Origin of the sequence: Neorhizobium descurainiae, from assembly GCF_051400715.1 — a bacterium.
In the GTDB taxonomy this organism is placed as follows: domain Bacteria; phylum Pseudomonadota; class Alphaproteobacteria; order Rhizobiales; family Rhizobiaceae; genus Neorhizobium.
On sequence record NZ_JBLFFK010000003.1, the window covers coordinates 300,565 to 316,161 of the forward strand.

General features: G+C 61.6%; 20 protein-coding genes and 1 tRNA gene. 17 read left to right on the forward strand and 4 right to left on the reverse strand.

What is annotated here, in order from left to right; translation table 11 throughout:
- Nucleotides 1-61 precede the first annotated feature (61 nt).
- Nucleotides 62-1,714: an acyl-CoA dehydrogenase family protein gene (locus tag ACMGE0_RS08110; RefSeq protein WP_436815352.1), complete on the forward strand. Its 1,653-nt coding sequence runs from the start codon at nt 62-64 to the stop codon at nt 1,712-1,714.
- Here ACMGE0_RS08110 and ACMGE0_RS08115 read toward each other — a convergent pair.
- Nucleotides 1,696-2,631 (reverse strand): AEC family transporter, encoded by a 936-nt coding sequence (locus ACMGE0_RS08115; RefSeq protein ID WP_436815353.1) that lies wholly within the window; start codon nt 2,629-2,631, stop codon nt 1,696-1,698. The two genes, ACMGE0_RS08110 and ACMGE0_RS08115, sit on opposite strands and share 19 nt — an antisense overlap.
- Nucleotides 2,632-2,808: 177 nt before the next feature.
- Between ACMGE0_RS08115 and ACMGE0_RS08120 the strand changes: the two genes are divergently transcribed.
- The 3 genes from ACMGE0_RS08120 to ACMGE0_RS08130 all read left to right on the forward strand — a co-directional run bounded on the left by ACMGE0_RS08120 (nt 2,809) and on the right by ACMGE0_RS08130 (nt 4,077).
- On the forward strand, nt 2,809-3,453 hold the full coding sequence (locus ACMGE0_RS08120; RefSeq protein WP_436815354.1) for a TetR/AcrR family transcriptional regulator: 645 nt from the start codon (nt 2,809-2,811) through the stop codon (nt 3,451-3,453).
- A gap of 124 nt (nt 3,454-3,577) precedes the next feature.
- Nucleotides 3,578-3,748, forward strand: coding sequence for a hypothetical protein (locus tag ACMGE0_RS08125; protein ID WP_436815355.1), 171 nt, complete (start codon nt 3,578-3,580; stop codon nt 3,746-3,748).
- Nucleotides 3,745-4,077 carry a DUF6105 family protein gene (locus tag ACMGE0_RS08130; protein ID WP_436815356.1) on the forward strand — a complete coding sequence of 111 codons (333 nt, stop codon included), beginning with the start codon at nt 3,745-3,747 and terminating at the stop codon, nt 4,075-4,077. The genes ACMGE0_RS08125 and ACMGE0_RS08130 overlap by 4 nt, the downstream gene beginning before the upstream one ends.
- Here the strand turns inward: ACMGE0_RS08130 and ruvX are convergent.
- Nucleotides 4,014-4,508 carry a Holliday junction resolvase RuvX gene (gene ruvX, locus ACMGE0_RS08135; protein WP_436815357.1) on the reverse strand — a complete coding sequence of 165 codons (495 nt, stop codon included), beginning with the start codon at nt 4,506-4,508 and terminating at the stop codon, nt 4,014-4,016. The genes ACMGE0_RS08130 and ruvX overlap by 64 nt on opposite strands.
- A 379-nt stretch (nt 4,509-4,887) precedes the next feature.
- Here ruvX and ACMGE0_RS08140 point away from each other — a divergent pair, with 379 nt between their 5' ends.
- From ACMGE0_RS08140 to ACMGE0_RS08170, 7 genes are all read left to right on the forward strand, one after another.
- Nucleotides 4,888-5,589: a metal-dependent hydrolase gene (locus ACMGE0_RS08140; RefSeq protein ID WP_436815358.1), complete on the forward strand. Its 702-nt coding sequence runs from the start codon at nt 4,888-4,890 to the stop codon at nt 5,587-5,589.
- A gap of 149 nt (nt 5,590-5,738) precedes the next feature.
- Nucleotides 5,739-6,026: an Asp-tRNA(Asn)/Glu-tRNA(Gln) amidotransferase subunit GatC gene (gatC, locus tag ACMGE0_RS08145; protein WP_436815359.1), complete on the forward strand. Its 288-nt coding sequence runs from the start codon at nt 5,739-5,741 to the stop codon at nt 6,024-6,026.
- Nucleotides 6,027-6,084: 58 nt separating this feature from the next.
- Nucleotides 6,085-7,566, forward strand: coding sequence for an Asp-tRNA(Asn)/Glu-tRNA(Gln) amidotransferase subunit GatA (gene gatA / locus ACMGE0_RS08150; protein WP_436815360.1), 1,482 nt, complete (start codon nt 6,085-6,087; stop codon nt 7,564-7,566).
- Between the two features lie 20 nt (nt 7,567-7,586).
- The gene (locus ACMGE0_RS08155) at nt 7,587-8,051 is read left to right on the forward strand and encodes a GNAT family N-acetyltransferase (protein WP_436815361.1); all 465 of its coding nucleotides are present in this window, start codon (nt 7,587-7,589) and stop codon (nt 8,049-8,051) included.
- Between the two features lie 214 nt (nt 8,052-8,265).
- Nucleotides 8,266-8,339, forward strand: a tRNA-OTHER gene (locus ACMGE0_RS08160).
- 397 nt (nt 8,340-8,736) lie between these two features.
- On the forward strand, nt 8,737-9,879 hold the full coding sequence (locus ACMGE0_RS08165; RefSeq protein WP_436815362.1) for a slipin family protein: 1,143 nt from the start codon (nt 8,737-8,739) through the stop codon (nt 9,877-9,879).
- 68 nt (nt 9,880-9,947) lie between these two features.
- Nucleotides 9,948-10,223 (forward strand): hypothetical protein, encoded by a 276-nt coding sequence (locus ACMGE0_RS08170; protein WP_436815363.1) that lies wholly within the window; start codon nt 9,948-9,950, stop codon nt 10,221-10,223.
- Between the two features lie 65 nt (nt 10,224-10,288).
- On the opposite strand, the gene ACMGE0_RS08175 is transcribed toward ACMGE0_RS08170, so the two are convergent.
- Entirely contained in the window at nt 10,289-10,546 is a 258-nt protein-coding gene (locus tag ACMGE0_RS08175) for a YjhX family toxin (protein ID WP_436815364.1), read from the reverse strand.
- A 280-nt stretch (nt 10,547-10,826) separates the two neighbouring features.
- Here ACMGE0_RS08175 and ACMGE0_RS08180 point away from each other — a divergent pair, with 280 nt between their 5' ends.
- From ACMGE0_RS08180 to ACMGE0_RS08205, 6 genes are all read left to right on the forward strand, one after another.
- Nucleotides 10,827-11,336: a GNAT family N-acetyltransferase gene (locus ACMGE0_RS08180; RefSeq protein ID WP_436815365.1), complete on the forward strand. Its 510-nt coding sequence runs from the start codon at nt 10,827-10,829 to the stop codon at nt 11,334-11,336.
- An 88-nt stretch (nt 11,337-11,424) separates the two neighbouring features.
- Complete coding sequence (gene gatB / locus ACMGE0_RS08185; protein ID WP_436815366.1) at nt 11,425-12,927, forward strand: Asp-tRNA(Asn)/Glu-tRNA(Gln) amidotransferase subunit GatB; 1,503 nt, start codon at nt 11,425-11,427, stop codon at nt 12,925-12,927.
- A 61-nt stretch (nt 12,928-12,988) separates the two neighbouring features.
- The gene (locus tag ACMGE0_RS08190; RefSeq protein WP_436815367.1) at nt 12,989-13,495 is read left to right on the forward strand and encodes a GNAT family N-acetyltransferase; all 507 of its coding nucleotides are present in this window, start codon (nt 12,989-12,991) and stop codon (nt 13,493-13,495) included.
- 21 nt (nt 13,496-13,516) lie between these two features.
- Complete coding sequence (locus ACMGE0_RS08195; RefSeq protein ID WP_436815368.1) at nt 13,517-13,978, forward strand: GNAT family N-acetyltransferase; 462 nt, start codon at nt 13,517-13,519, stop codon at nt 13,976-13,978.
- Nucleotides 13,979-14,080: 102 nt separating this feature from the next.
- Entirely contained in the window at nt 14,081-14,479 is a 399-nt protein-coding gene (locus tag ACMGE0_RS08200; protein ID WP_436815369.1) for an NADH:ubiquinone oxidoreductase subunit NDUFA12, read from the forward strand.
- Between the two features lie 75 nt (nt 14,480-14,554).
- Nucleotides 14,555-14,974, forward strand: coding sequence for a DUF2155 domain-containing protein (locus ACMGE0_RS08205; protein ID WP_436815370.1), 420 nt, complete (start codon nt 14,555-14,557; stop codon nt 14,972-14,974).
- A gap of 4 nt (nt 14,975-14,978) precedes the next feature.
- Here ACMGE0_RS08205 and aat read toward each other — a convergent pair whose 3' ends face one another.
- Nucleotides 14,979-15,596, reverse strand: coding sequence for a leucyl/phenylalanyl-tRNA--protein transferase (gene aat, locus ACMGE0_RS08210; RefSeq protein ID WP_436815371.1), 618 nt, complete (start codon nt 15,594-15,596; stop codon nt 14,979-14,981).
- Between the last annotated feature and the right edge of the window lies 1 nt (nt 15,597).

Here is a 15,597-nt window from a genome sequence, read left to right on the forward strand (position 1 = left end):
TGCCGGAATTCCTCTTTCGCTGCCGTTCCCAGGCCCGGTAACTTCCGCTAGAACCGCTCCCATGAACCAGATGTCGCGCGCCGAAGAAAAATTTGCCGAATTGAACCAGCCCAAGCCCTGGTCCGGCATCAATGCCTACAGATCCGATCCTCTTGTCGTCGATCTGACAAGCACCCTGAACCGCACCATCCGGGAGGAATACGACCAGCTCGGCCGTTACGTCACCTCGCCGGAGGCGCAGGAACTGGCGCGCATGGCGAACGAGAATCCGCCGAAGCTCAAGACCCATGGTCCCCGCGGCGAGCGTCTGGATGTGGTCGAATTCCACCCGGCCTGGCATGCGCTGATGCGCCGGTCCATGCAGACGGGCCTGCATTCCTCCGTCTGGGAGAGCATTCCGGAAGCCAAGGGCCACGAGCACAAGGCGCGTGCGACCCGCTTTTACATGACGGCGCAGCTCGAATGCGGACATCTGTGCCCGCTTACAATGACCAGCGCCTCTATCGCCGCGCTGATGGCCGCGCCGCGCGTCCAGAAGGAATGGGCGCCGAAAATCCTCTCGCGCAAATACGATTCGACGAATCGCCCGGCGCTCCAAAAGACGGCCGTGACGCTCGGCATGGGCATGACCGAGAAGCAGGGCGGCACGGATGTGCGCGCCAATCGTTCCACGGCCGAGCGGGTGGGCGAGGGCATCTATCGCCTTTCCGGCCACAAGTGGTTCATGTCGGCGCCGATGAGCGACGGTTTCATCATGCTCGCCAAGACCAATGAGGGGATAGGCTGTTTCCTCGTGCCGCGGCTCCTGGAGGATGGTTCGGCGAACGGCCTGCAGTTCCAGCGCCTCAAGGACAAGCTCGGCAACCGCTCGAACGCTTCGTCGGAAGTCGAGTTCACCGATGCCTTCGGCTATCTTCTTGGCGATCCCGGCGCCGGCGTCCGCACGATCCTCGACATGGTGACGCTGACCCGGCTCGACTGCGCGCTGGCATCGGCCGGCATCATGCGTGCCTCGCTTTCCGAGGCCGTTCATCACACGCGGGGCCGCAACGTCTTCGGCAAGAAACTGATCGATCAGCCGCTGATGACGCGGGTGCTGGCCGATATGGCGCTCGACGTGGCGGCGGCGACCGCGCTCAGCTTCCGCCTGGCCGATGCTTTCGACAAAGCCGCGTCGAACCCGGCCGATGCCGCCTTCGCGCGGGTCATGACGCCCGTGGTCAAATACTGGAACTGCAAGATCGCTCCCTCGCTGATCTACGAGGCGATGGAGTGCCTCGGCGGCAACGGTTATATCGAGGAACGGCCGATCGCCCGACATTATCGCGAAGCGCCCGTCAACGCGATCTGGGAAGGCTCCGGCAACGTGATGGCGCTCGACGTGCTGCGCGTGCTGTCGCGCGGCAGGGACTTGTTCAACACGGTGCTGGCAGGTTTCGAACGGGATCTTGGCGCATCCGGCAGGAAGACGGTCGAAGTGCTGCGCGCCGCCATGGCGCTTTGCGAAACGGACGAAGGGGCGGCAAGGCTTCTGGTCGAGCAGCTTGCGCTTGCGGCGGGCGCCTCCGAACTGGTGCGGCTCGGCGCCGGCAAGATCGCCGATGCATTCCTGGAAACGCGGCTGGCGGGCGGCTGGCGCTCGACCTATGGCATGCTCGATGCCCGCTTCGATGCCCGCTACATCATCGATCTTCTCTATCCGGCGGCGAACTGACCGGCGAACAGCAGCACCGCGGGGATGGTGAGGAAGGAGGCGACTGTCTGCACCGTGGCGGTCGCGGCATAAAGCTCCGCATCGCCTCCCATCTTCTTTGCGAGGATGTAGCCGTTCATCGCGGTCGGCACGGCGGCGCTCAGCGCCAGAAGCACGAGCGGCTGGCCGCCGATGCCGACGAGCATGGCGATACCGATCATCACCAGCGGAAAGACGATGAGCTTGATGGCGGTGCCGATCAGCACCATCGGCTGCGGTTTCAGGGCATCTTTCACCTTCAGACCGGCCCCGACCGCGATGAGGCCAAGGCTGAGCGACGCCTGGGCGACGAGTCCGACCGCCACCATCAGCGGCTCGTAGATCGGGATGCCGAGAAGGTTTACCGTAACGCCGAGCGCGCTGCTGACGATCTGCGGATTGCTGATGATGCGAAGCGTGAACTGCCAATAGCCGCGATGGGCGCCGGAGAACCACAAGAGCACCGAGACATTGATTAAGTTCAGCGGAATGATGATCGCCGCCATGACGACAGCGACGACGGTCAGCCCGGTGGCACCGTAGAGCTTGTCGGCGATCGCCAGCGCGATGAAGGAATTCCATCGCGTGGCGGCCTGGAAAAGCGAGCTGAAGGCGGGCGCCCTGACCCCGATCCTGCGAAGAACCGGCCAGAGCAGCAGGACGAAAAGGCACATCAGGAGCACGACACCGATAGCGGTCATGCCGACCACATGCAGGTCGATGCTGGTAAAATCCGCTCGCGCCAGCGTGTGAAAGAGAAGCGCCGGGAAGAGCACGTAATAGCCGCATTGCTCCAGCCCGTTCCAGAACGTCCCGTCGATCAGCGGGCTTCGCCGGAGCGCGACGCCCAGGAGGACAAGCAGGAAGATCGGCAGGATGCTTTCGAAAATGGCGAGCATATTGGGGGTACGGACGGAGGAGAAGTGCTTCCTCCTAGTCGTTTGAGGCCGGTTGCGCAATGCAGGAGTGCCGCTTCCCGGCGCCGCGTTATCCTGTGCATCGTTTCCGGCAGCCGCTTGCGGCATCGGGAACTGCGGACTATCGCGATTGCAGGACGCAATGGATACGGGCGAAAGATGCTGCAAATCCCTGAACTGACGGCGCAGGAGGGTTCGGTCGCGAAGGTGCGCAACCGCGCCAGCACAGAACGGGCGATCTTCATCGCCGCGCGCGACCTTCTCGCCGAGCGGGGTTTTCAAGGTTTCGGCATCAACGCGGTGGCGCGCCGCGCCGGTTGCGACAAACAGCTCATCTACCGCTATTACGGTGGTCTCGACGGATTGATCGAGGCGATCGGCGCCGATCTCGGCACCTGGGTCAAGGACCGCATTCCGGAAGATACCGGCGGCATGTTCCTGCTGACCTATGGCGACCTGATGGAGAAGCTCGCGATCTATTTCATGGAAGCGCTGCGCGACGATCCGCTCGTCTGCAAGATCGTCGCCTGGGAGGTTTCCCAGGATACGCCGCAGGTCCGCCGTTTGTCCGAGGCGCGCACCAAGGCGCTCGGCAAATGGCTGGAGCGCATGCGCGGCTCGTTGACGCCGCCGAAGGGCGTCGACGCCGCAACCACCAATGCACTGCTCTTTGCCGCGATCCAGCATCTGGTGATCTCCGCCGCCGTCAGCGGCCAGTTCGCCGGCGTGGCGCTTCGCACCGAAAAGGACTGGGAGAAGGTCGCCGGTTCGATCCGCCGCCTTGTCCGCGCCATCTACGGCTGACCTTTTTCCACAGCCCCACCTCCAGCATTAACCATGCCCGCCGGTTTCCGTTGCGGGAAATCCTCTGCCGTTTAAGGTCGGTCTTAACGCATTGTTAACCACGAATTGGCCGGACATGCTCGGGATGGGAACTGCTGTCAGGGATGGGGCATTGCTGGTCGTCATGACGACGATCTTTGCAGCGCTGGCGCTCGACATTACCGTTCCCGCAGTGGTCCTGAGCGCCATGGCGCTATCGAGATGGCTCGTGTCGCCGGAGATCTATCCGGTGGAACCGAGGGGGAAGACCGCATGAAGTGGTTCCTGATTTTATGGGCAGGCCCTGTGCTTCTGCTGACAAGCTGGTACGGACTTTCCTATTACGACATGAGCTTCGGCTTCTTCATGCTGACGCGCCATGCGCATGACCTGGTCTTCCAGGTCTATGGCCGCATCCTGGGCATTCCGCCGGAAACCATACCGCCGCTGGTCGCCCGTGCGATCGCCTTCGACAGCCTGATCGTGTTCGCCATCATCGCCTTCCGCAAGAGAAAGGCGATAGCCGCCTGGTGGCGCAGACGTCAGGCGTCGAAATCCGGCAAGCTTGCCCTGCCGAGCGAGGAAAGCCTGTCGAGCGCGCCCTGAAGAATGAAGCTCGCCGCAGCGGAATCGATCCGCTCGGCCCGTTTCGCCCGTGACACGTCCATTTCCAGCAGAGCCCGTTCGGCGGCGACCGTCGAAAGCCGCTCGTCCCAGAAGACGAAGGGAAGGTCCGTCTTTTCGCCCATGGAGCGCACAAAGGCGCGCGTTGCCTGGACGCGGGGACCCGTCGAGCCGTCCATGTTTATCGGCAGGCCGATGACGAAGGCAGCGACCCTCTCCTTTTCCGCGAAGGCGAGCAGGACTTCCGCATCCTTGGTGAACTTGACGCGCTTGATGACGGGCCGCGGCGAGGCGAACCGCCGGCCGATATCCGACATGGCAAGCCCGATCGTCTTCGTGCCGAGGTCAAGCCCGGCAATCGGTTGCCCGGGCAGAAGCGTTTCAGCCAGTTCCTCGATCGTCATCACCGCCATGCATTCTTCATTTCCCTGCGTGGAAAGGACGGCTTGTCCATCTCCTGTCCCACTTTCCTTTCTCGCCACATAGGCTATCTGGCCGAAGCCGGTGGACCGCACCAAGCTTTTAAATCGTACGGCCTCATGCTATACGTCTGGGTCAGGAGGTGAGACGACTTTCCTTCCGGTGGGAGCCGGGCTTTCGCCCGACCCCCGTTTTCTTAGCTGATTATCAGGGTGAACCGCCAAGTCCTGAACCTGATCGTCAGCGTAAGCCGGATTTTCAATCGTCTCACCTCCTTTCCTTTGTCGAAGCATTTGCCTCGACGGTTTCCTTCTATCAAAATTCCACTTGGTGTCGTTACCGTCCTTACATCGTATTGGAGGAAATTTTTCCATGAAGATCACCTGGCTCGCCCACTCCGCCTTCCGCATCGAAACCGCCAAGGCGAAGATCCTGATCGACCCGTTCCTGACGTACAATCCCGCTTTTGCAGGTCAGGATGCCAAGGCCGCTGCGGAAGGCCTCACCCATATCCTGCTCACCCACGGCCATGGCGACCATGTCGGCGACGCGGTTCAGATCGCCAAGGAAACCGGCGCCACCGTCCTTGCCAATTACGATCTCGGCGTCTGGCTGGCGAAGAAGGGCGTCGAGAAGCTGGAGATGGGCAATACCGGCGGCACGATCGATCTCGGCGGTTTCACCGCCACGTTCACCCAGGCGCTGCATTCGTCGGCGCAGATCACGGAAGACGGCGTTTCCCATTGCCTCGGCAATGCCAACGGCCTGATGCTGCATTTCGACGACGAACCCTCCATCCTTCATATGGGCGACACGGACATCTTTACCGACATGGGCCTGATCAACGAACTGCACCAGCCGGATATCGGCATCGTGCCGATTGGCGACCGCTTCACCATGGGCGGTGCGGTGGCGGCACTCGCCTGCCAGCGCTTCTTCGATTTCAAGCACGCCATTCCCTGCCACTACGGCCTGCCGGGCGTCGATCAGACGGCGGAAAAATTCGTGAAAGGCATGGAAGGTTCGCGCACCCGCGTCGAGACGCCGGCTCCGGGCGGCGGCCTCAGCTATTAAGCGGTCGGCTTTGCCAATCCGCAGGCGGTCAGCTTGCCGATCCGCAACCGATCTCGGTGGCGCGCCTTCACAAATTGAGGTGCGCTCCTGTTGCGAAGGGCGGGCATGCTCATTATAGCGGATGGGAAATTTCCTATCGGAGTTATGCCATGTCCGTCGATCTCGCCACCGTCAAGCGCGTCGCGCGCCTTGCCCGCATTGCGGTTTCCGAGGAAGATGCCAATCGCATGGTCGGCGAATTGAACGGCATCCTCGGCTTCGTCGAGCAGCTTTCCGAGGTAGATGTCACGGGTGTCGAACCGATGACCTCTGTGACCCCGATGGATATGCGCAAGCGGCAGGACGATGTGACGGATGGCGACAAGGCCGCCGATATCGTCGCCAATGCGCCGGCCACCGACTATAATTTCTTCCTGGTGCCGAAGGTCGTCGAGTGAGCGCCTGAGTAGCGTTGCCTCCGCCCTTTTTACCGCATTCGAACGTTTTGAAGAGACCATGACCGAACTCACCAGCCTCACCATTGCCGAAGCCCGCGAAAAGCTGAAGGCCAAGGAATTCACCTCCGTCGAGCTGACCAAGGCCTATCTCGATGCGATCGAAGCCGCCAATGGGGTGCTGAACGCCTATGTCACCGTGACGCCGGAAAAGGCGCTCGACATGGCGAAAGCTTCCGACGGGCGCCGTGCGGCCGGCAAGGTGGGCGCGCTGGAAGGCATTCCGCTCGGCATCAAGGACCTGTTCGCTACTCGCGACGTCCATACCCAGGCCTGCTCGCATATTCTCGACGGTTTCAAGCCGAAATACGAATCGACCGTTTCCCAGAACCTCTGGGACGACGGCGCCGTCATGCTCGGCAAGCTCAACATGGACGAGTTCGCCATGGGCTCCTCCAACGAGACCTCCCATTACGGTGCGGTGATCAACCCCTGGAAGGCGAAGGGCGCGAACCAGCAGCTCGTGCCGGGCGGCTCCTCGGGCGGTTCTGCCGCGGCCGTTGCAGCGCATCTCTGCGCCGGCGCGACGGCAACCGATACCGGCGGCTCGATCCGTCAGCCGGCCGCCTTCACCGGCACCGTCGGCATCAAGCCGACCTATGGCCGCTGCTCGCGCTGGGGCACGGTTGCTTTCGCCTCGTCGCTCGACCAGGCCGGCCCGATCGCCCGCGACGTGCGCGATGCCGCGATCATGCTGAAGTCCATGGCGAGCGTCGACCTGAAGGACACCACCTCCGTCGATCTGCCGGTGCCGGATTACGAGGCTTCGCTCGGCCAGTCGGTCAAGGGCATGAAGATCGGCATTCCGAAGGAATATCGCGTCGATGGCATGCCGCAGGAGATCGAGGCGCTCTGGAGCCAAGGCATCGCGTGGCTGAAGGATGCCGGCGCCGAGATCGTCGACATCACCCTGCCGCATACCAAATACGCTCTGCCGGCCTATTACATCGTGGCGCCTGCGGAAGCCTCCTCGAACCTCGCCCGTTACGACGGCGTGCGCTACGGTCTGCGCGTCGACGGCAAGGACATCATCGACATGTACGAGAAGACCCGCGCCGCCGGTTTCGGCCAGGAGGTGAAGCGCCGTATCATGATCGGCACCTATGTGCTTTCGGCCGGTTATTACGACGCCTATTACCTGCGGGCGCAAAAGGTCCGCACCCTCATCAAGCGCGACTTCGAGACCGTCTTCGGCGCCGGCGTCGATGCGATCCTGACGCCTGCGACCCCGTCCTCCGCCTTCGGCGTCGCCGACGAGAACCTCGCCTCCGATCCGGTGAAGATGTACCTGAACGACATCTTCACCGTGACGGTGAACATGGCAGGCCTTCCCGGCATCGCCGTTCCCGCCGGCCTCGACCACAAGGGGCTGCCGCTCGGCCTGCAGCTCATCGGCAAGCCGTTCGAGGAAGAAACGCTCTTCCGCACCGCCCATGTCATCGAACAGGCGGCCGGCAGGTTCACGCCGGCCAAGTGGTGGTGACGGGCCTCACGATCCGCCGGATGACGGCCGCCGATCATCAGGCGGTTGCCGCTGTGGGTTTTGGGGCATGGTCCGCGAGCGACGCCTTCGAGGACAGTTATCTCGATCCCGCGGTGATCGCCCGGGTGGAGCATGAGTTCGCGGTCTTTCCGTCGCAGACGGAGGGCGAGATCCATGTGGCGGAACTGGACGGCGAGATCGTCGGCTGGGGCGCACGGGAAAATGCGCCGAACTATGTGTCCGATCTGTGGGTTCGTCCGGACTGTCAGGGCAGGGGCGTCGGCCGTGCGTTGCTACTTTATCTCTGCGACCTGATGATATCGGAAGGTCTCGCGATCGCGCGCCTGGATACCCATGCGAAAAATTCAGGCGCCATCCGGCTCTACGAGCGCTGCGGCTTCGTCATCGTCTGGCGCGGTCCGGAATATTCCAAGAGCATGGGCGTCGAGCTCGAAAAAGTGCATCTGGAGAAGACGTTGAGCTGAAAGTTCAGCCTTTCTAATTTGTTGCTCTGTTGCAACGCCGAGGCTCCGCAATTCACGGCTTCAATTTTCCCTGTTGCCTTCACGCCAGGAAATGCCCTAAACGCGCCCTCCCGGTCGTCAGCCAGTGCGGACGTCAACGGACGGAGTTCAAACCCTCCTCCCTTGCAGTCGGCTTTGCCGTCCTGCATACGGATGCCCCATCGGAGGTCGGAAAGCGGATATAGCTCAGAGGGAGAGCGCCGGATTTATTTCCGGAGGTCGTGGGTTCGATTCCCGCTATTTGCGCCATTGGATAGCTCAGTGGGTAGAGCATCAGACTGATAATCTGAAGTCGAAGGTTCAAATCCTTCTCCAAGCTGGCTCCAAACCAGCAGCACCCTGTCACGGTGTTACCAGGATCGACGGTTCGGGAACCGGAATGCCGAAGAGCGGAAAGCGGCCGAAAGGCCTTGGACCGTTCCGAAACCAGGGGCGCAAGCCAGAACAACAGTGACGAACAAGCCGCATGCCGGCCGGCGGAGGAGAATTCTCCAACGCCCGCCCGTATGCCGCGACGTCCTCTCCTGCTGTTCCGCGAACGCAACCTGCCACCGGTTCCCGGATCAATGCCGGGAATGAAAGAGTGAAACGAAAAAGCGAAGGAAAAATCGGTCGATGACGTAGGCGTACCGAAGGAGTAACGAACATGACAAAGCTTCTCGAGATGATTTTGGGGCGCAAGCGCATCCTGGTGAAGGAAAACGAACGTGTGATCGCCCTGCACAAGGGCCGGATAATGGGCATTTACGGGCCGGGTATGTACTGGCTGCCGAATGCTCGCAACAGCCTGGAGATCGCCCGTCACGACCTGACCAATCCGGCATTCGTTTCGGCTTACGAGAAGGCTCTGTTCGACAGGCTCCCGCATGTAGCCGGCCGGAATCTGACCGTTTTCCGTACCGCAGCCGCCGAGGTGGCGGTGATCGAGCGCGATGGTGCGATTTTTTCAGTCCTGATGCCGAACCAGAAGCTCGTCGTCTGGAAAGACGCCGGGCCGTGGGCGGAGAAGCGGATCGACGTCTCGGAGAACCTTGCTGTCGATCCGGCTTTGATGCGCCGCATCATTCAGGTCCGTAAGGGTGAGGCGTTCAGCACGCATCTTGTCAACGAGGGACAGGTCGGCCTGCTCTTCGTCGACGGTGCGCAGGTTGGCACGCTTGCCGCAGGTGTTCATGCATTCTGGAATGTCGGCAAGGCCTTTCAGGTGAAGGTGATCGACCTGAAGCGGCAGGCGCTCGATGTTGCGGGCCAGGAACTCCTGACCCGTGACCGGGTGACGATCCGCATCAACATCTCCGCCGAATACCGCGTCGTCGACCCGGTCAAGGCGGTGACGGTGGTGAAGGACTTCTCCGACGCGCTCTACCGCGCGCTGCAGTTCGTCTTCCGCCGCACGCTCGGCAGCCTGACCCTCGACCAGATCCTCGAGCGTAAGGTGACGATCAATGTGGAAGCCGCCGAGAAGGTCCGCGAGGACATGGCGGCGATCGGCATCGAGGTTTCCGGCATCGAGCTCAAAGACGTGATCCTGCCGGGCGAGATGCGCGAGATCCTCAACCAGGTCGTCGCGGCAGAAAAGCAGGCCGAGGCCAATGCAATCCGCCGCCGCGAGGAAACGAACGCCACCCGTTCGCTCCTCAATACGGCGAAGGTCATGGCCGAAAACCCGGTTATGCTGCGCCTGAAGGAGCTCGAAGCGCTCGAAACGATCGCCGGCAAGATTGGTCACCTGACCATCCACAACGGCACGGGCGGGTTGATGCACGACATCATCAATCTGCGCGACTGATGAAGACAGGCGCCGTCTCGGCTTTCGAGGCGGCGCCTGTTATAAAGGAAGCTTGCGGAGGAAGCCTCATGTCGAACTCGGATCTTGCGCACCTCATAGACGCATTCGATCGCCTCGCCACCGCTGGTTTCAGCATAGGCCCCGATTGGGAGGCCGTCCACGAGATTTGCCAGGCGCATGAGGGCGAACAGCCGTTTGATTGGGGCCATGCCCTTTGCCATCGCATCGAAGGTGACGATTGGAATGCCGGCTACTGGTACCGCCGCGCGGGAAAGCAGCGGTCGCCCGGATCGATTGCCGAGGAGTGGGCCGCGATGAAGGCCGAGCTTTCGGGGCTTATTTGAACGCAGGCCAAGGCCGCACACCAAAGACCGCGCGTCAATGGCGACGCGCGGCCACCGGCAGCGATCTACCTGTTGTCCTGCTCGGCCCTTACCAGCACCAGTCCGCGTTCGGTTATGCGGTAGGGCTTGCCGCCGTTGGACCTGATCGCCTTCTTCTGCTTGAGCTTTCGGAAGGTGATGATGTCCAACCCGGCGAAGACCCAGCCCTCGCGGGTATAGAGCTGCAGCTTTTCGATCTTGCGGTTTTCGTCTCGGGTGATCTCGATCCTGCCGCCCTGGGCGAGCAGGTGGAGGATGCGCTGTTCGGCGCGGGAAATATCCATTGTTTGATGTCCGGATAAGCGCTCGCTGGCGAGCGCGCAAAAACGTTACCGGCGCTCGTTCAGCGTCGGTGTTCTCGTTTTTGTCTGGGCCGGTGCGCCTGCTCGGGCGGCCGGCCCCTTACCGGGTCTCTTTCGAAGAGAACATCAAAACTCCATCTATACAGAACCGCTGCTAGGCGTGTTTTCCACGGCCGTCAAGCGCTGCAGCGCAATAGGCAACATGTTGCGCTGGTAAAAGCTCGAACTCGGTGTTCTACTGGGCACTGCAACAGGGGACGCCATGGCCACTCTTCGCAATGCGCGGGAAGACGAAACGGATATCTTGAGCGAGGTCGGTTTCCGCGCCTGGGAAAAGGCCATGAACGCCATCGGCGAGATGACCGATATGCGCGCGAGCGCCCGCAGCGCCTTTCAGAATTTCACGCGTTCCTCCTGGCTCACCATCACCGTCATCGAGCAGGGCGGCACCGTGGCCGGCTGGGCGGCGCGCGAAAATCTCGATGAGCTGATCTCGGATTTCTGGATCGACCCGGCCTTCCAGGGGCAGGGCCTTGGCCGCGCGCTGATCGCGGAGATCGAAGGCGAGATCGTCCGCCAGGGTTTCGAGGTCGCCCGCGTCGAGACCCACGCCCAGAATGCCGAGGCGGTCGGCTTCTTCGAAAAGCATGGCTATTCCATCAACTGGCTGTCGGTCGCCTATTCGCCGAAGATCGATCGCGACGTGCAGTCGGTGGGGCTTTCCAAGCGGCTCGTGGCGGAAGAACCGGAGACCTACGGTCCGAGCTTCTGACTGCGCCAAAGCGTCAGATAAGCTTGCGCCGCACCGCCAATTGCTCTACCTCCAGAAAACCCAATCGAGACCATTTCAAGAGCATCAGATGACCATTGTCGACGTCCGCACGCCTGATCCGAAACGTTTGATTCCCGGCGCCACCGGCGACTGGGAAGTGATCATCGGCATGGAGGTGCACGCCCAGGTCCTCTCCAATTCCAAGCTCTTTTCCGGCGCTTCGACCGAATTCGGCAAGCCGGCCAACTCCAATGTCTCGCTCGTCGATGCGGCCATGCCGGGCATGCTGCCCGTGATCAACGAGGAATGCGTGAAGCAGGCGGTGCGCACCGGCCTTGGCTTGAAGGCGCAGATCAACAACCGCTCGGTCTTCGACCGCAAGAATTATTTCTATCCGGACCTGCCGCAGGGCTATCAGATATCCCAATACAAGGACCCGATCGTCGGCGAGGGCAAGATCGTCATTTCGCTCGGCCCCGACCGTCAGGGACAGTTCGAGGATATCGAGATCGGCATCGAGCGCCTGCACTTGGAACAGGACGCCGGCAAGTCGATGCACGACCAGCATCCGACGATGTCCTATGTGGACCTGAACCGCTCCGGCGTGGCGCTGATGGAGATCGTCTCCAAGCCCGATATGCGCTCCTCCGACGAGGCCAAGGCCTATATGACGAAGCTGCGCTCGATCGTGCGCTATCTCGGCACCTGCGACGGCAACATGGACGAGGGCTCCATGCGCGCCGACGTGAACGTCTCGGTGCGCCGCCCCGGTGAAGCTTTCGGCACGCGCTGCGAGATCAAGAACGTCAACTCCATCCGCTTCATCGGCCAGGCGATCGAATTCGAGGCGCGCCGCCAGATCGGCATCCTCGAAGAGGGCGGCACGATCGACCAGGAGACCCGTCTCTTCGATCCGGGCAAGGGCGAGACGCGCTCCATGCGTTCCAAGGAAGAGGCGCATGATTACCGTTACTTCCCCGATCCGGATCTCCTGCCGCTGGAATTCGACGACGCCTTCGTCGAAGAGCTGAAGAAGGATCTGCCGGAACTGCCGGACGACAAGAAGGCCCGCTTCGTGCGCGAGCTCGGCCTCTCCGTTTATGATGCCTCTGTCCTGGTCTCGGAAAAGGCGATCGCGGATTATTTCGAGGTGGTGGCCGAAGGCCGCGACGGCAAGGCGGCCGCCAACTGGGTCATCAACGACTTGCTGGGCGCCTTGAACAGAACCGGCAAAGACATTGAAGAGACTCCGGTTTCGCCCGCTCAGCTTGGCGGCATCATCGACCTCATCAAGGCCGAGACCATCTCCAGCAAGATCGCCAAGGACCTCTTCGAGATCGTCTGGAACGAGGGCGGCGATCCGGCCGAAATCGTCGAGGCCCGCGGCATGAAGCAGGTGACTGACACGGGCGCGATCGAAAAGGCGGTTGACGAGATCATTGCCGCCAATCCGGATCAGGTCGCCAAGGTGAAGGCGAAGCCGACGCTGGCCGGCTGGTTCGTCGGTCAGGTGATGAAAGCGACCGGCGGCAAGGCCAATCCGCAGGCCGTCCAGGCGCTCGTCAAGGCGAAGCTGGGGATCGAGGAATAACGGCATCGGCCGGAAAATGTGAGGCGGTTTTCGGGTAGCCGATGCCGCTAGGGAAGTGCCTATGGTCTACTTTGTCAGAACCGCGAGTGAGCGCGACATCGAACAGGTCCGCGCTCTGCTGACGGAGACCTTTCACGACACCTATGATCCGTTCTACGGTGCGTTGCAGGTGCAGCGGATGATCGACGGCTGGCATTCGCCGGCGGCGATCCGGTCGCGCATCCTGAAGAAGGGCGGCGAATTTCTGGTGGCCGACAACGGCCAGGAAATCGGCGGCATGGGCTATGCCGCCATGTACAGGAAGATGACCAAGACGGCGATGCTGCACCAGCTCTACGTCAAGCCGTCCTGCCAGCGCGGCGGCATCGGACGCGACATCTTCGCCGAACTCGAAACCTGCTTTCCGGATGCCGAGATCATGCGCCTGGAAGTGGCGCTGCAGAACACCAGCGCCATTTCCTTCTATTCGCGGCTCGGCTTTGCCGAGGTGGACCGCATGGAGGAATTCGGCGGTCCGGCATCCGGCCTGCCGGCGATCATCATGGAAAAGAGATTGTTGCCGCACTAGGGCGTAGAAGGGGGCTGTCGCATGGCTGACATCACGATCCGCAGGGCAAGGGAATCGGATCTTCATCAACTGATCGCTCTCTTTGCGGCGGACGATATCGGCGGCCACGGCGACACGGCGGATCCGGAGCTTTTCGAGAATTATCTCCGCGCCTTCCATGTGATCGACGCTTCGCCGAACGAACAGCTCTTCGTGGCGGAATTGGTCGGCGAGGTGGTCGGCACCTTTCAGATCCTCTTCAACCGCACGCTGACGGGCCGGGGATCTCTGTCGATGATCATCGAGGCCGTGCAGACCCGCGCCGATATGCGCGGCAAGGGCATCGGAGCGCAGATGATCGAACATGCAATTGCCGAGGCCCGGCGCAGGGAGTGCCGGCTGGTTCAGCTCATGTCCAACACGGCTCGCACCGACGCGCATCGCTTCTACGAACGGCTCGGGTTCGCCAAAAGCCATTTCGGCTTCAAGATGAAGCTCAAATGACGTGTGCGACAACGCAGAAACACTGGACATGAGCGGTATCAAGCGGCATAAGCGGATCAGCCCTTCTATGGCCTTCCTGTTTGTTAAGCCGACGGAAAACTCATGAAAAACCTCCTGCTGCAGATATTCACCTGGTGGAACGGACAGACGCTCGGTACGCGCTTCTTCACCTGGCGTTTCGGCAAGAAGGTGGGCGAGGACGAGCTCGGCAACGTCTATTACGAAGGTCCGATGACCTCCTGGGGCAAGCCGAAGCGCTGGGTGATCTACAAGGATTATGCCGAAGCCTCCGCGATCCCGTCGGGCTGGCACGGCTGGATGCATTACCGCACCGACGTTCCGCCGTCGAAGGAAGATTACAAGACCCGCGAATGGCAGAAGCCGCACAAGCTGAACCTGACCGGCACGCCCTTCGCCTATCGTCCGAAGGGTTCGCTCGCCGCGACCGGCGAGCGCCCCCGCGTCACCGGCGACTACGATGCCTGGACGCCCGGCAGCTGACACCTGTTTTGGCCACAATCGCACTCTAGGCCTCGACCTGACTTGTCTGCCGAAACGGGAAGCATGATGGGATTGATGACGGTTTTTCCACGCAGGCGGTTGATCGGCGCTCTGACGATGCTGGCTTCGGTTCTTGCGGTGGACGGCGCCTCGGCCGCGCGGCTTTCCAATCCCGTCGCCGTATTCAAGGGCATCGACAAGATCACCGGCCGCATCACGACATTCGACGTCTATATCGATGAGACCGTGCAGTATGGCGCGCTGCAGGTGACGCCGAAGGTCTGCTATTCCCGTGACGAGACGGAAGCCCAGAAGATCGACGGCTTCGTCGAAGTGGACGAAATCACGCTCGACCGCAAGATCCGCCGTATCTTCACCGGCTGGATGTTCGCCGACAGTCCCGGCCTGAACGCCGTGGAGCACCCGATCTACGACATCTGGCTGACGGGCTGCAAGCAGAACTCCGACGTGCCGCCGCCGAACGCGACGAACTGATCTCTCAGAATTCCCTGTGCGGCGAATCCACCGCCGCCCTCAGCAGCCCGAGATAGTCGTCCTTCGGGATGTCGATCGCGCCGAATGTCTTCAGATGTTCGGTGGTGAATTGCGTGTCGAGAAGAGTGAAGCCGTTCGCCTTCAAGCGCTCCACCAGATGCACGAGACAGATCTTCGACGCATTGGGACGTCTTGAAAACATGCTTTCGCCGAAGAAGCCCGAGCCGAGCGAGACGCCGTAAAGCCCGCCCACCAGTTCCTCGCCTTCCCAGGCTTCGACGCTGTGGGCGTGGCCCATCCGGTGCAGCTCCGAATAAAGCTTGCGGATGGTGGCGTTGATCCAGGTGCTCGGCCGGTCCTCGGCCGGTTCCGCGCAGAATGCGATCACCCGTTCGAAGGCTGTATCGAAACGGATGTCGAAGGGCTTCCTGCGGATCGCCTTGGCAAGGCTCTTCGAGACATGGAATTGATCGAGCGGCAGGATGCCGCGCATTTCCGGCTCGACCCAGAAGATTTCCGGGTCGTCGGCGGATTCGGCCATCGGAAAAAGGCCAATGGAATAGGCACGCAACAGGATGTCCGGAGTGATTGCCGGATAATATCTGCCGCGCCGCCCTGCCATT

Coding starts and splice junctions, on each gene's coding strand:
- ACMGE0_RS08115 (WP_436815353.1), bottom strand. CDS start 2,631: ATGCTCGCCATTTTCGAAAGCATCCTGCCGATCTTCCTGCTTGTCCTC.
- ACMGE0_RS08125 (WP_436815355.1), top strand. CDS start 3,578: ATGGGAACTGCTGTCAGGGATGGGGCATTGCTGGTCGTCATGACGACG.
- ACMGE0_RS08170 (WP_436815363.1), top strand. CDS start 9,948: ATGTCGAACTCGGATCTTGCGCACCTCATAGACGCATTCGATCGCCTC.
- ACMGE0_RS08175 (WP_436815364.1), bottom strand. CDS start 10,546: ATGGATATTTCCCGCGCCGAACAGCGCATCCTCCACCTGCTCGCCCAG.
- ACMGE0_RS08190 (WP_436815367.1), top strand. CDS start 12,989: ATGGTCTACTTTGTCAGAACCGCGAGTGAGCGCGACATCGAACAGGTC.
- ACMGE0_RS08110 (WP_436815352.1), top strand. CDS start 62: ATGAACCAGATGTCGCGCGCCGAAGAAAAATTTGCCGAATTGAACCAG.
- ACMGE0_RS08180 (WP_436815365.1), top strand. CDS start 10,827: ATGGCCACTCTTCGCAATGCGCGGGAAGACGAAACGGATATCTTGAGC.
- ACMGE0_RS08140 (WP_436815358.1), top strand. CDS start 4,888: ATGAAGATCACCTGGCTCGCCCACTCCGCCTTCCGCATCGAAACCGCC.
- ACMGE0_RS08205 (WP_436815370.1), top strand. CDS start 14,555: ATGACGGTTTTTCCACGCAGGCGGTTGATCGGCGCTCTGACGATGCTG.
- ACMGE0_RS08130 (WP_436815356.1), top strand. CDS start 3,745: ATGAAGTGGTTCCTGATTTTATGGGCAGGCCCTGTGCTTCTGCTGACA.
- gatB (WP_436815366.1), top strand. CDS start 11,425: ATGACCATTGTCGACGTCCGCACGCCTGATCCGAAACGTTTGATTCCC.
- gatC (WP_436815359.1), top strand. CDS start 5,739: ATGTCCGTCGATCTCGCCACCGTCAAGCGCGTCGCGCGCCTTGCCCGC.
- ACMGE0_RS08200 (WP_436815369.1), top strand. CDS start 14,081: ATGAAAAACCTCCTGCTGCAGATATTCACCTGGTGGAACGGACAGACG.
- gatA (WP_436815360.1), top strand. CDS start 6,085: ATGACCGAACTCACCAGCCTCACCATTGCCGAAGCCCGCGAAAAGCTG.
- aat (WP_436815371.1), bottom strand. CDS start 15,596: ATGGCAGGGCGGCGCGGCAGATATTATCCGGCAATCACTCCGGACATC.
- ACMGE0_RS08155 (WP_436815361.1), top strand. CDS start 7,587: ATGACGGCCGCCGATCATCAGGCGGTTGCCGCTGTGGGTTTTGGGGCA.
- ruvX (WP_436815357.1), bottom strand. CDS start 4,508: ATGGCGGTGATGACGATCGAGGAACTGGCTGAAACGCTTCTGCCCGGG.
- ACMGE0_RS08195 (WP_436815368.1), top strand. CDS start 13,517: ATGGCTGACATCACGATCCGCAGGGCAAGGGAATCGGATCTTCATCAA.
- ACMGE0_RS08165 (WP_436815362.1), top strand. CDS start 8,737: ATGACAAAGCTTCTCGAGATGATTTTGGGGCGCAAGCGCATCCTGGTG.
- ACMGE0_RS08120 (WP_436815354.1), top strand. CDS start 2,809: ATGCTGCAAATCCCTGAACTGACGGCGCAGGAGGGTTCGGTCGCGAAG.